The organism is Actinomadura sp. NPDC048032 (assembly GCF_040653175.1).
Lineage (GTDB): Bacteria > Actinomycetota > Actinomycetes > Streptosporangiales > Streptosporangiaceae > Spirillospora > Spirillospora verrucosospora.
The window spans coordinates 1-11,760 of sequence record NZ_JBEZJP010000251.1; the positions used below are offsets into that span (position 1 = coordinate 1).

At 74.2% G+C, this 11,760-nt stretch carries 13 protein-coding genes, 1 pseudogene and 1 riboswitch; of the genes and pseudogenes, 12 read left to right on the forward strand and 2 right to left on the reverse strand.

Annotated features, from left to right (window positions below; genetic code table 11):
• The 9 genes and pseudogenes from AB0C69_RS27210 to glyA all read left to right on the forward strand — a co-directional run.
• A partial coding sequence (locus AB0C69_RS27210; protein WP_360358058.1) for a phosphoglycerate kinase occupies positions 1–1,004 on the forward strand: 1,004 nt, incomplete at its 5' end.
• Positions 1,005–1,006: 2 nt separating this feature from the next.
• On the forward strand, positions 1,007–1,816 hold the full coding sequence (gene tpiA / locus AB0C69_RS27215; RefSeq protein ID WP_360358059.1) for a triose-phosphate isomerase: 810 nt from the start codon (positions 1,007–1,009) through the stop codon (positions 1,814–1,816).
• 139 nt (positions 1,817–1,955) lie between these two features.
• Entirely contained in the window at positions 1,956–2,198 is a 243-nt protein-coding gene (secG, locus tag AB0C69_RS27220; RefSeq protein WP_089313386.1) for a preprotein translocase subunit SecG, read from the forward strand.
• Positions 2,199–2,280: 82 nt separating this feature from the next.
• The gene (locus AB0C69_RS27225; RefSeq protein ID WP_149258133.1) at positions 2,281–2,652 is read left to right on the forward strand and encodes an RNA polymerase-binding protein RbpA; all 372 of its coding nucleotides are present in this window, start codon (positions 2,281–2,283) and stop codon (positions 2,650–2,652) included.
• A gap of 282 nt (positions 2,653–2,934) precedes the next feature.
• Positions 2,935–3,870 carry a class A beta-lactamase gene (bla, locus tag AB0C69_RS27230; protein ID WP_360358062.1) on the forward strand — a complete coding sequence of 312 codons (936 nt, stop codon included), beginning with the start codon at positions 2,935–2,937 and terminating at the stop codon, positions 3,868–3,870.
• Positions 3,867–5,114 carry an MFS transporter gene (locus AB0C69_RS27235; RefSeq protein WP_360358064.1) on the forward strand — a complete coding sequence of 416 codons (1,248 nt, stop codon included), beginning with the start codon at positions 3,867–3,869 and terminating at the stop codon, positions 5,112–5,114. Before bla ends, AB0C69_RS27235 begins: the two co-directional genes overlap by 4 nt.
• Before the next feature lie 77 nt (positions 5,115–5,191).
• On the forward strand, positions 5,192–5,683 hold the full coding sequence (locus tag AB0C69_RS27240) for an Lrp/AsnC family transcriptional regulator (protein ID WP_345184353.1): 492 nt from the start codon (positions 5,192–5,194) through the stop codon (positions 5,681–5,683).
• A 109-nt stretch (positions 5,684–5,792) separates the two neighbouring features.
• A pseudogene (locus AB0C69_RS27245) lies at positions 5,793–6,626 on the forward strand (EamA family transporter); the annotation flags it as partial.
• A gap of 104 nt (positions 6,627–6,730) precedes the next feature.
• Positions 6,731–6,817: riboswitch (ZMP/ZTP riboswitch) on the forward strand.
• A gap of 53 nt (positions 6,818–6,870) precedes the next feature.
• Positions 6,871–7,857: a serine hydroxymethyltransferase gene (gene glyA / locus AB0C69_RS27250; RefSeq protein ID WP_360358065.1), complete on the forward strand. Its 987-nt coding sequence runs from the start codon at positions 6,871–6,873 to the stop codon at positions 7,855–7,857.
• Positions 7,858–7,865: 8 nt separating this feature from the next.
• On the opposite strand, the gene AB0C69_RS27255 is transcribed toward glyA, so the two are convergent.
• Entirely contained in the window at positions 7,866–8,531 is a 666-nt protein-coding gene (locus AB0C69_RS27255) for a DNA-binding response regulator (RefSeq protein WP_345182267.1), read from the reverse strand.
• Positions 8,532–8,625: 94 nt separating this feature from the next.
• Here AB0C69_RS27255 and AB0C69_RS27260 point away from each other — a divergent pair, with 94 nt between their 5' ends.
• Both AB0C69_RS27260 and AB0C69_RS27265 read left to right on the forward strand, forming a co-directional pair.
• Positions 8,626–9,480 carry an aldo/keto reductase gene (locus AB0C69_RS27260; protein WP_360358067.1) on the forward strand — a complete coding sequence of 285 codons (855 nt, stop codon included), beginning with the start codon at positions 8,626–8,628 and terminating at the stop codon, positions 9,478–9,480.
• 61 nt (positions 9,481–9,541) lie between these two features.
• Positions 9,542–10,108: a PadR family transcriptional regulator gene (locus tag AB0C69_RS27265; RefSeq protein ID WP_345182271.1), complete on the forward strand. Its 567-nt coding sequence runs from the start codon at positions 9,542–9,544 to the stop codon at positions 10,106–10,108.
• A 32-nt stretch (positions 10,109–10,140) separates the two neighbouring features.
• Here AB0C69_RS27265 and AB0C69_RS27270 read toward each other — a convergent pair whose 3' ends face one another.
• Positions 10,141–11,127: a diacylglycerol kinase family protein gene (locus AB0C69_RS27270; protein ID WP_345182273.1), complete on the reverse strand. Its 987-nt coding sequence runs from the start codon at positions 11,125–11,127 to the stop codon at positions 10,141–10,143.
• Positions 11,128–11,296: 169 nt separating this feature from the next.
• Here AB0C69_RS27270 and AB0C69_RS27275 point away from each other — a divergent pair.
• Positions 11,297–11,760 (forward strand): alpha/beta hydrolase-fold protein (locus tag AB0C69_RS27275; protein WP_360358069.1); only part of this gene is annotated, 464 nt, incomplete at its 3' end.

An 11,760-nucleotide genomic window follows, 5' to 3' on the forward strand; every position in this document is an offset into this window, starting at 1 on the left:
AGGGGCAGGTCAAGCCCGAGCTGTCGCTCGCGCCGGTCGCCGCCCGCCTGGGCGAGCTGCTGGGCGCGCCGGTGGCGTCCGCGACCGACGTCGTGGGCGACTCCGCCCGCGCCGCGGCCGACGGCCTCGCCGACGGCGGCGTCGCGCTGCTGGAGAACCTGCGCTTCGAGCCGGGCGAGACCAGCAAGGACGACGCCGAGCGCGGCGCCTTCGCCGACCGGCTGGCCGCGCTCGCCGAGGTCTACGTGGGGGACGGGTTCGGCGCGGTGCACCGCAGGCACGCGTCCGTCTACGACGTGCCGAAGCGGCTGCCGCACGCCGCGGGCGGGCTGATCGCCGCCGAGGTCGCGGTGCTCAGGAAGCTCACCGAGGACGTCGAGCGCCCCTACGCGGTCGCGCTCGGGGGGTCCAAGGTGTCCGACAAGCTCGGGGTCATCGACAACCTGCTCGGCAAGGCCGACCGCATCCTCATCGGCGGCGGCATGGTGTTCACCTTCCTCAAGGCGCAGGGCCACGAGGTCGGCCGGAGCCTGCTCGAGGAGGACCAGCTCGACACCGTCCGCGAGTACCTGCGTCGCGCCGAGGAGACCGGGGTCGAGTTCGTGCTGCCGGTCGACATCGTCGCGGCCACCGCGTTCGCCGCGGACGCCGACCACGACGTGGTGCCCGCCGACGCGATCCCGGCCGACCGGCTGGGCCTGGACATCGGGCCCGAGTCCGGCAAGCTGTTCGCCGCGCGCCTCGCCGACGCCAGGACGGTCTTCTGGAACGGCCCCATGGGCGTGTTCGAGATGGAGCCCTACTCGCACGGCACCCGCGCCGTCGCGCAGGGCCTCATCGACTCCGGCGCGTTCACCGTGGTCGGCGGCGGCGACTCGGCCGCCGCCGTCCGGCTGCTCGGCTTCGACGAGGCGGCCTTCTCCCACATCTCGACCGGCGGCGGCGCGAGCCTCGAGTACCTCGAAGGCAAGACGCTGCCCGGCCTGCAAGCCCTGGAGGACTGACGATGGCCCGCGCGACCCCTTCCGGCGGCCCGACCGGCCGCAAGCCGCTCATGGCCGGCAACTGGAAGATGAACAACAACCACCTCGAGGCGATCGCGCTCGTCCAGAAGATGGCGTTCGCGCTCAAGGACGCCGACTACGCGGCCGTCGACGTCGCGGTGCTCCCGCCGTTCACCGCGCTCCGCTCGGTGCAGACCCTGATCGAGGCCGACAAGTACGGCATCCAGTACGGCGCGCAGGACGTCTCCCAGCACGCGTCCGGCGCCTACACCGGCGAGATCTCCGCGGCGATGCTGGCCAAGCTCGGCTGCACCTACGCCGTCGTCGGGCACTCCGAGCGGCGCCAGTACCACGCCGAGGACGACGCGGTCGTCAACGCCAAGGCCAGGGCCGCGCTCGCCGCCGACCTCACCCCGATCCTGTGCGTGGGCGAGGGGCTGGAGGTCCGCAAGGCCGGCGGGCACGTCCCGCACGTGCTCGCGCAGGTCGACGGCGGGCTTGAGAAGATCACCGCCGACCAGGTGCGGCGCTCGGTGATCGCCTACGAGCCCGTCTGGGCGATCGGCACCGGCGAGGTCGCCACGCCGCAGGACGCGCAGGAGGTCTGCGGGGCCATCCGCACGCGGCTCGCCGAGCTGTACGACGGCGGTGTGGCCGACGAGGCGCGTATCCTGTATGGCGGTTCGGTGAAGGGCGGCAACGTCGCCGGGATCATGGCGCAGGCCGACGTGGACGGCGCCTTGGTCGGAGGTGCCAGCCTGGACCCGGGAGAGTTCGTCAAGATCTGCCGGTACCGGGATCTGCCGGTCTGATCACATCTGATCAATTCCGCGTGAACCGGGGGTTCTTGCCGAACCAGCGGGGACTTCGTCGTACCCTTCGTAGCTGACGGGTAAACGCCCGGTCCGGCTCGACCTCCGTCCTGAACTACAGACAAGGCGCTGAAGAAACGTGATCATCGCAACGTCCATCGTGCTCATCGTCACGAGCCTGCTGATGGTGGTCCTCGTCCTGATGCACAAGGGCAAGGGCGGCGGCCTGTCCGACATGTTCGGCGGCGGCGTCTCGTCCTCCCTCGGAGGGTCGTCGGTGGTCGAGCGCAACCTCGACCGGCTGACCATCGGCGTCGGGGTGGTCTGGTTCGCCTCGATCGTCGTGCTGGGACTGCTGTTCAAGCACAAGGGCGTCGGCTGAGCCGGCCCGTCCAACACATGCGAGCGCCGCGCCGTCCTCGAAGGTCACGGGCGGCGGCGGCACACCAAGCGAGGAGTATTCCGTGGGTAGTGGCAACGCGATTCGGGGCAGCCGTGTCGGGGCCGGTCCGATGGGAGAGGCGGAGCGCGGCGACGCCGCCCCCCGCGTCTGGGTGACCTTCTACTGCGCCAACCGGCACGAGACCCGCCCCAGCTTCGCGACGGACGTCGCGGTCCCCGAGACCTGGGACTGCCCGCGCTGCGGGTTCCCCGCCGGCCAGGACTCCGAGAACCCCCCGGCCCCGCCGAAGACGGAGCCGTACAAGACCCACCTCGCGTACGTGAAGGAGCGGCGCAGCGACGAGGACGGCGAGGCCATCCTGGAGGAGGCGCTCGCCAAGCTCCGGCAGAAGCGCGCCGCCGTCAAGCAGGCCATGGAGGCCGCGGCCCGCTGACGCCGCCGAAGCCGCACCGTGTGGCCCGATCCCGTTCCGGGGTCGGGCCACACGCTTTTTCCGGCCGCCGGATCCTGGGCCGCCGGGCGCCGGCACCGCGGGGCACGGGCTTCGGCAGAATCGCCGGTCGCCGTGAGGTGCCTCGGCCCGGCCTGCCTGACCAGCGCTGATATGGACATGCGTATGGCGGTACGAGTGATATCCATATTGGACGTCACGAGTGCTGCTCTGGTCTGCTGGGCGGCGTCCGCCCTCCGCCGCCGGGAAAGCAGGTGCCTCCGCATGCCATCCGAGCAGTCAGGCACCTCCCGGCGGGCGCTGCTGGCCGCCGCGGCCCTGCTGCCGCTGGCGGGATGCGGCGACAAGGAGCGCCCGTCGTCCGCGCCGTCCTCGCCGCCCGCCCGGCGCTCGGCCGCGCCGCCGGACCTGTCGCGGTTCGCGGCGCTCGAACGCCGGCACGGCGCCCGCCTCGGCGTGTACGCGCTGGCGACCGGGACCGGAGCCGAGGTCGCCCACCGCGCCGACGAGCGCTTCGCGTTCTGCTCCACCTTCAAGACGCTCGCCGCGGCGGCGGTGCTGCACCGCAACCCGCTCGGCCACCTGGACGAGCGCGTCACCTACACCCGGGCCGACGTGAACTCCATCTCACCGATCACCAAGGACCGCGTCGCCACCGGGATGACCATACGGGAGCTGTGCGACGCCGCCATCCGCTTCAGCGACGGCACGGCGGGGAACCTGCTGATGCGCGACGTCGGCGGACCTTCGGGGCTGACCGCCTACCTGCGGGGCCTCGGCGACACCGTCGGCCGCATGGACGACTACGAGCCCGAGCTGAACAGGGTGCGTCCGGACGACCCCCGCGACACCACGAGCCCCCGGGCGATCGCCGCCGACTACCGCGCGATCGTCCTCGGGGACGCGCTGGAGCCCGGCAAGCGCGCTCTGGTCCGCGGCTGGCTCGAACGCAGCGCCACGGCCGTCGGAGCCCAGCGCGTGAGGGCGGGTCTGCCCCGGGGATGGAAGGCGGCCAGTAAGACCGGCACCGGCGACTACGGCCGGGCCAACGACATCGCCGTCGTGCGGCCTCCCCGGGGCGCCCCGCTGATGGTGGCCGTCATGTCCGACCGCCCGGGCTACGACACCCCGCCGAAGAACGCCCTGATCGCGGAGGCCACCGCGCTGGTCGTCTCGGACCTGTCCCGGGCAGGGCTGTGACCGCCGTCTCCGTCCCCGCGCCCGCCCCCGCGCCCCCCGGCCCACCGCCCGCCCCCGCCGCGAACCCGTCCGACCGCAGGGTCGTCGCGGTGGTCGTGGCGATCCAGCTCGCCGCCAGCCTCGGCTTCTTCGCGGTGATGGCGCACCTCGTCGCCCACCTCCGGCACGACCTCGGGCTGCTGGCCGGCACGGTCGGCCTGGTCCTCGGCGTGCGGGTGGGCCTGCAGTTCGCGCTGCTCCTGCCGGTCGGCGCGGTCACCGACCTGCTCGGCGCGCGCCGGACCGGAATGATCTCCTGCGCCGTGCGCGCGCTGGGGTTCGCGGGCCTCGGGTTCGCCGGAAGCGTGGGGGCGCTGCTCTGCGCGGCCGTCGCCATCGCGGTCGGCGGGGCGCTCTACAACCCCGCGGGCCACAGCCTGCTGGCGTCCGTCGGTCCCGCCGGCCGGTCGGGCGGCTTCGCCGCCTACGTCGCCGCCCAGCACCTGGCGACGGTCGCGGGCCCGCCGATGGGGCTCCTCCTTCTGGGCACCGGGTCCGGGTTCGCGCTCCTGACGGGGGCGGCCGCCGCACTCTGGGTAGTCGCCGGCGTCCTCTTCCTTCTCGTGCCCCGGTCCGGCAGGAGAAGCACGACCGCGCGTCCCCGCGACGTCCTCGCGGGCGTGCGGGCGGTGCTCGCCGATCGGGCGTTCCTTTACTTCGCGCTGCTGACCGCGCCCACAACGCTGCTCGCCACCCACATCATGACGGCCGTGCCCCTCCTCGGCTTCACGCCCGCGGTGGCGACGCTCAGCTTCTCCCTGCTGGCGATGGTCGCGGCGGCGGTCCAGCCCCTCGTCGCCGTCCGGCGCCGCGGCGAGCGGCCGTGGGTGCTGCGGACCGGCCTGCTGTGCGCCGCGGCCGGGTTCTTCGTCCTCGCGGCGCTGGACGGCACGCGGCCCGGCCCGCTGATGCTCGCGGCCGTCCTCAACGGCGTCGCCAACGGCCTCGTCCAGCCCTCGGTCTTCCAGCGGACCGCCCGGCGCGCTCCGCCGGAGCGCTTCGGCTCCTACTACGGCGTACTGGCGTTCTGCGCCGGCATGTTCTCCTTCGCGGGCGACCTGGTGATCGGCCGCCTCTTCGACCTCGGCCCGGCGGGCGCGGCGTGGGCCCTCACCGGCGTCGGCGCCTGCGCGCTCCTGGCGGTGGCGTGCACCGCGGCGGACACCATGGCGGGCCCCGTGGCGGGCCCGGCCCGCGGCGAATAATCTTCGGGGGACGGGACGTCCGGGCGCGATTCCCGCGCGGGAGTTCGGCGTCCGCCGGGCAGTTCGGGAGGGACCACATGGACGCGGTCGACCAGGCGATCCTGCGGCGCCTGCAGCGGGACGGGCGGCAGACCAACCGCGAGCTGGCGGAGGCGGTGGGGATCGCGCCGTCCACGGCCCTGGAGCGGACGCGGGCGCTGCGCTCGCGGGGCGTCATCACCGGGTTCCACGCGGCGGCCGACCTGGAGCGGCTGGGACGCGGCGTGCAGGCGCTGATCTCGATCAGGATCCGGCCGCAGTCGCGCGAGGCGATCGAGTCCGCGCGCGACAGCATGGCCTCGATGCCCGAGACGATCGGGGTCTTCGTCGTGACCGGGAACGAGGACCTGCTCGTCCACGTGGCCGTGCCGAGCACCGCGTACCTGCGCGACTTCGTCCTCGACCGGCTGGCGCGCCGCAAGGAGTACGTGGACGTCCGCACGATCGTCGTGTACGACTACGTGCAGCCGGTCGAGCAGTCCGAACTTCCGTCGGACCACCGGCCTGAAGGCCGAACGCCCTACAGCTGAGGTATGCAGTTCTCGGTGAGCGGCGAAGGAATGACGGCCTCGGTCGGTTGAAGCGAACGAATGACGGTCCTAAGGTCTGAGTTCCGCATGTTCGCCTAGCTTCGGCGGCATGGACCGATGGAACAACACATCCGGTGTGCTGCTGGTGCTCGCCGCCGGCGTGCTCTGGGGAACGGTCGGGCCGGCGCAGGTGCTGGCGGGTCCGTCCGCGGACCCGGTCGCGGTCGGCGGCGCCCGCATCCTCTCGGGCGGGCTCGTCCTCGCCGTCCTCGTGCTCGTGGCGGACCGCCGCGCGTTCCTGGCGCTGACCAGGCGCACCTGGCCGCCCCTCGCGGCGGCCTCGGCGGCGACCGGCGTCTTCCAGGCGTCGTTCTTCAGCGCGGTCGACCGGACCGGCGCGGCCGTCGCGACCGCCGTCGTGTTCGGGCTCGCGCCCGTCTCCACCGGCCTCTGCGAGCGGCTCGTCCTGGGCGCCCGGCTCGGCCGCCGCTGGTGGGCCGGGACGGCCTGCGCGGTCGGCGGCGTGGCGCTGCTGATGGTGCCGGGGGAGGCCGTCCACGCGGACCCGGCCGGGATCGCGCTGAGCCTGGCCGGCGGCACGTGCTTCGGCGTCTACACGGTCTCGGCCAAGGTGCTGGTGTCGGCAGAGACGCCCACGGGCCACGGCGGCGGGATGCGAGGGGTCGGGATGGCCGGAGCGGTGTCGGTGACGCTCCTGGCAGGGGGAGCGGCCCTGCTTCCCTGGACGCTGCCGGAACTGCCCGCCCTCGCCGCGCCGCGCTCGGCGGCCCTGGTGGCCTGGCTCGGGCTCGCCGCCACCGCCGCCGCGTACATGTTCTTCGTCACCGGCCTCGGCCGGGTGACGGCCGCGACCGCCGGGACGCTCAGCCTCGCCGAGCCGCTCGTCGCCGCCGGCCTGGCCGTGGCCGTCCTCGGCGAGCGCATGTCGGCGCCGGTCGCGGCGGGGTCGCTGCTGCTGCTGGGCGGGCTGTTCCTGGTCTCGGTCCCCGCACGCGCGCCCCGCCGGCGCGGGCCGGCCCGGTATGATGGCGCCCACGCGACTGGCGCAGTCAAGGTGGAGACGACCACCGGGGAGCGAAAGTAGTCCGCACACCGCGCGCCTGGGTGTACGGGTCCCCTTCGCCGGGGTGCCCGAAGCCCCGGCGCGAGCAGCGCGGAGGCTCACGATGCACGAACCGGCCGTACCCCATCTGCAGGGCCAAGACCCCGAGATCGCCGCGCTGGTGGAGGCCGAGGCCCGCCGCCAGTACGAGAAGATCCGCCTGATCGCCTCGGAGAACTACGTCTCGGAGGCGGTGCTGGAGGCCGCCGGCACGGTCCTGACCAACAAGTACTCCGAGGGCTACGCGGGCAAGCGCTACTACGAGGGCCAGCAGAACGTCGACCCCATCGAGCTGCTCGCCATCGAGCGGGCGAAGGGCGTGTTCGGCGCCGAGCACGCCAACGTCCAGCCCTACTCGGGCTCGCCCGCCAACCTCGCCGTCTACATGGCGTTCCTGGAGCCCGGCGACCCGGTCATGGGCCTGTCGCTGCCGATGGGCGGCCACCTGACGCACGGCTGGTCGGTGTCGGCCACCGGCAAGTGGTTCCGCCCCGTCCGCTACGACGTGCGCGCCGACACCGGCCGCGTCGACATGGACCAGGTGCGCGACCTCGCCCTCAAGGAGCGGCCGAAGTTGATCTGGTGCGGCGGCACCGCGGTCCCGCGGACGATCGACTTCCCGGCGTTCGCCGAGATCGCCCGGGAGGCCGGGGCGGTCCTGGCGGCCGACATCGCGCACATCGCGGGCCTGGTCGCCGGCGGCGCGCACCCGTCCCCGGTCGGGCACGCCGACGTCGTCACCACCACCACGCACAAGACGCTGCGCGGCCCCCGCGGCGCCATGATCCTGTCGACGGCGGAGCACGCGAAGGCGGTCGACAAGGCCGTCTTCCCGGGCCTGCAGGGCGGGCCGCACAACCACACGACGGCCGCGATCGCCGTCGCGCTGAAGGAGGCGGCGCAGCCGGACTTCGCCGGGTACGCGCGGCAGGTGGTCGCGAACGCCAAGGCGCTGGCCGCCGCGCTGCTGGACCGCGGCTACGACCTGATCTCCGGAGGCACCGACAACCACCTCATCCTCATCGACCTCGTCCCGCTCGTCGGCGGCTGAGGGGGCTCTCAGCCGACCAGGCCGAACTCGTGGGCGCGCAGGCCCGCCTGGAAGCGGGAGTCGGCGTCCAGCAGGGTCAGGATCTCCGCGACGCGGCGCCGGTAGGTGCGCAGCGACATGCCGAGCCGGCGCGCGGCGGCCTCGTCCTTCAGCCCGCCGCCGAGCAGCCGCAGGATGCGCAGGCTCTCCTCGCTCAGCGCGGGCGGCCGGCCGCGCCGGTGGTCGGCCAGGTCGGCCGCCGTCTCCCACGTCGCCTCGAAGAGCGAGACCACGCCCTTCACCACGCCCGGCGACCGGACGACCGTGTACTCGCGGACGCCGCCCTCGACCGGGCCGGCGAGGATGGCGACCCTCCGGTCCACGATGATCGTCTCGTGGGGGAGCGGCGCGGGGCAGATCCGCACCCGCCCGCCCGCGGCGGCGATCGCGAGGAGCCGCCGCTCGGACTCCTCGTCGGCCAGGGCCGCCGGGTTGTACAGCTTGCGGACGGCCGGGGCGGGCCGGATCCGGCGCCGCTCGGCGACGATCCACTCCCGCAGGCCGGGCAGCGCCCACGTGTTCTGGTCCGTCGCGGCGCACGAGAACTCCTCGCACGCGAAGAACAGCCGTCCGGCGCGCTCGACCAGCTCCTCCTCGCCGCGCAGCACGACGTTCCGGTCCAGATCGGCGCTCACGGACCCAGTCTGCCACGCGGCCCGCGGGCCGCCGCCGTGGCAGCAACCTGCCAGCCGGTCGCCGCGTCCCGGCGGGCGCAGCACAGTGGACCGCATGACACGACACTTCGATCTCGGCGGCGACCTGCGGATCTCCCGGATGGGCTTCGGCGCGATGCGGCTGCCCGTGAGCACCCTCGGCGGGCCCGCGGGCGACCGGGACACCGGAATCAAGATCCTCCAGCGGGCCGTCGAGCTGGGCGTGGACCACATCGACACGGCCGCGTTCTACTACTACGAGGGCGGCCCCACGGCCAACGAGATGATCCGCGCCGCGCTGGCCCCCTACCCGCCCGGCCTGGTCGTCGCCACGAAGGTGGGCCCGTACCGGGGCCCGGGCGACCCCTTCCCGTCCGGGCAGCTCCCGGCGCCGGAGCTGCGCGCCGAGGTGGAGCGCAACCTCACCGAACTCGGGCTCGACCGGCTCGACCTGGTCTACCTGCGGCCCGGCGGGCTGGAGGAGCCGGGGACCGAGCCGATCGGGGAGCGCTTCGCCGTCCTCGCCGCCCTCCGCGAGGAAGGGCTGATCAGGCACCTCGGGCTGAGCCACGTGAGCCTCGCCCAGCTGGAGGAGGCGCGCGGGATCGCGCCGGTCGCGGCCGTCCAGAACCGGTTCGACGTGACGCGGCCGCGGGACGCCGAGCTCCTCGCCGCGTGTGAGCGCGACCACATCGCCTACGCCCCCTACTTCCCCCTCGGCGGGTTCGGCATCCCCGACGACGCGCGCGTCAACGCGGTCGCCGCCCGCCACGGCGCCACCGTCCCGCAGGTGCTGCTCGCCGGGCTGCTGGCGCTCTCGCCGGTGATGCTCGCGATCCCGGGCACCGGCTCCCCGGACCACCTGGAGGAGAACCTCGCCGCCGCGGATCTGGTGCTCGCCCCGGAGGATCTCGCCGCACTGAAGCGGTGAGGACCGCGCGCGCGGCCGCCGGAGCCTCTACCCTGAACAGGTTTGCGATCAGGGGGAGAGGATGTCGACGACGCGGCTGCTGGTGCTCGGCGGGGTGCGCAGGTTCGGGCGGGCGCACGGCTACGAGGTCCGCCGTGAGCTGCTCTCCTGGGGCTCGGACGAGTGGGCCCACGTCAACCCGGGCTCGATCTACCACGCGCTCAGGCAGCTGGCCAAGGAGGGCCTGCTGCACGCCCACGAGGTGGAGGAGAGCGAGGCGGGCCCGCCGCACACCGACTACGAGATCACCGAGGCCGGCCGGGCGGAGTTCCACCGGCTGCTGCGCTCCGCCCTCTCCGCGGTGGACGTCCGGCATCCGGAGATGCTGACGGCGGGCCTCGGGTTCCTCACCGAGCTGCCGCGCGCCGAGGCGCTCGCCCTGCTGCGCGAGCGCCTCGACGGCCTCGCCGCCTGGCGCGCCTCCGTCGCCCCGCCCCTGGACGAGCTGGACCCCTCCGACCACCTGCGCGAGCTGCTCGGCTGGTGGGTCCACTCCGCCGACTCCGCCAGGGCCTGGACGCTCGGCGTGATCGAGCGCCTGGAGGCGGGCGCCTACGTCATGGCCGACGAGCGCGGCGCGACCGGCTGACGGGCCCGGGCGCCCGCGCCGCCCGCGGCCGGTCAGGTGTCGACGAACGTCCTGGGGACGATCACCCGCAGCGCGTTGCCGCGCAGCTTGATCGACACCGGGGTGCGGCCGCGGACCTCGCCGTCCACGTCCACCTGCATCGGCGGGTCGGTCTCGATCTCCACGTTCGCCGTGGTGAGGAAGGCGTCGTCCTCCAGCGACCGCCACGGGCCGGTGAGGACGTGCCGGGCCGTGGCCGACGCCAGCCGCAGCCGCCGCTCGTCGCCGAGCCGGTACACGGCCAGCAGCCGGTCGTCCGGGCTGGCGTCGCGGGCGATGCGCTGCCCGCTGTGGTGCGCGCCGTTGGCGACGTTCAGCTGGTGCGTCGCGACCTCGTGCGTCTCGCCGTCGATCGTGATGCGGGCGGTGAACGCCTTGTGCCGGGGCAGCAGCCCCGCCGCCGTCAGCGCGTAGGCGGGGCGCCCGATGAACCGCTTGAGCGTGTGCGGGACGTGCTCGGCGACCTCGACCGACAGGCCGAGGCTGACCATGTTGGCGAAGATGTGCTCGCGGTCGGCGCCCGGCCCCTCGCCCTGCGGGTCGCCCGTCGACTCGAACCAGCCCACGTCGACGTCGGCGACCTTCCCGCCGCCCGGCCGGCCGAGGGCGAGGGTCGCGACCGCGCCCGGCAGGTCGAGCGGCAGCTCCAGGCTGCGGGCGAAGTTGTTGGTGGTGCCGAGCGGCAGCACCCCGAGCGCGATGTCGCGGTGCGCCAGGTGCCCGACCGCCTCGGCGACCGTGCCGTCCCCGCCGCCGACGACCACGAGGTCGGGCTCCAGGGCGAGGACGTCGGTGAACAGCTCCCGCAGGCGGGCCGGGTCGGTCACCGGGAAGACGTGCGGGAACTCCAGGCCCGCCTCGCGCAGCAGGCGGCGCGCCGTGCCGTAGAGCCGCCGCCCCCGCCGGGAGCGGGAGTTGATCACCAGCGCCGCGCGCCCGCCGCCCGCGATCGCCGATTCCAGCTCCGCCTTGCTCCGCATCTGGACGCTCCGCATCTCTTCCGGTCGCCCCCTTCGTCCGCGCCACCCTGGAGGGTACGTGGACCGGAACTCCCGGCCCGACATTTTATAAACCGATTACACAGCGTTGAAACATTCCCGTCAGAGGGAACCTTTACCAGCAGGCGCCTCTGGACGACCGGGGGAGATCATGCGGTTGCGCGGCTTGGCGGGAGCGGGACTCATCGTTGCGGTCGCCGGGCTGACCGCGTCCATCGCGGCGGGCGGCACGGCCCCGCCCGGCGCCCCGGCCGACGACGGCGCGGCCGTGGTCGGCGAGCGCCGCCCGCGCCGCCGCGTCCTCGACCTGGCCGTGCGCTCCCCCGTCCTGGCGGACGTCGTCCACGTCCGCCTCCTGCTGCCGCCCGGCTGGTCGCGCGACGCCTCCCGCACCTGGCCGGCGCTCTGGCTCCTGCACGGGGCCTCCGCGGGCCGGGACGGCCACACCGCGTGGAGCGAGCACAGCGACATCGAGGAGCTGACCGAGGACGCCGATGTGATCGTCGTCATGCCGGACGGCGGCCCGTGCGGCAGCTACACCGACTGGTGGAACCGCGGCGGCGGCGGCGCCCCGAAGTGGGAGACCTTCCACCTCGCCGAGCTGCGGCAGATCCT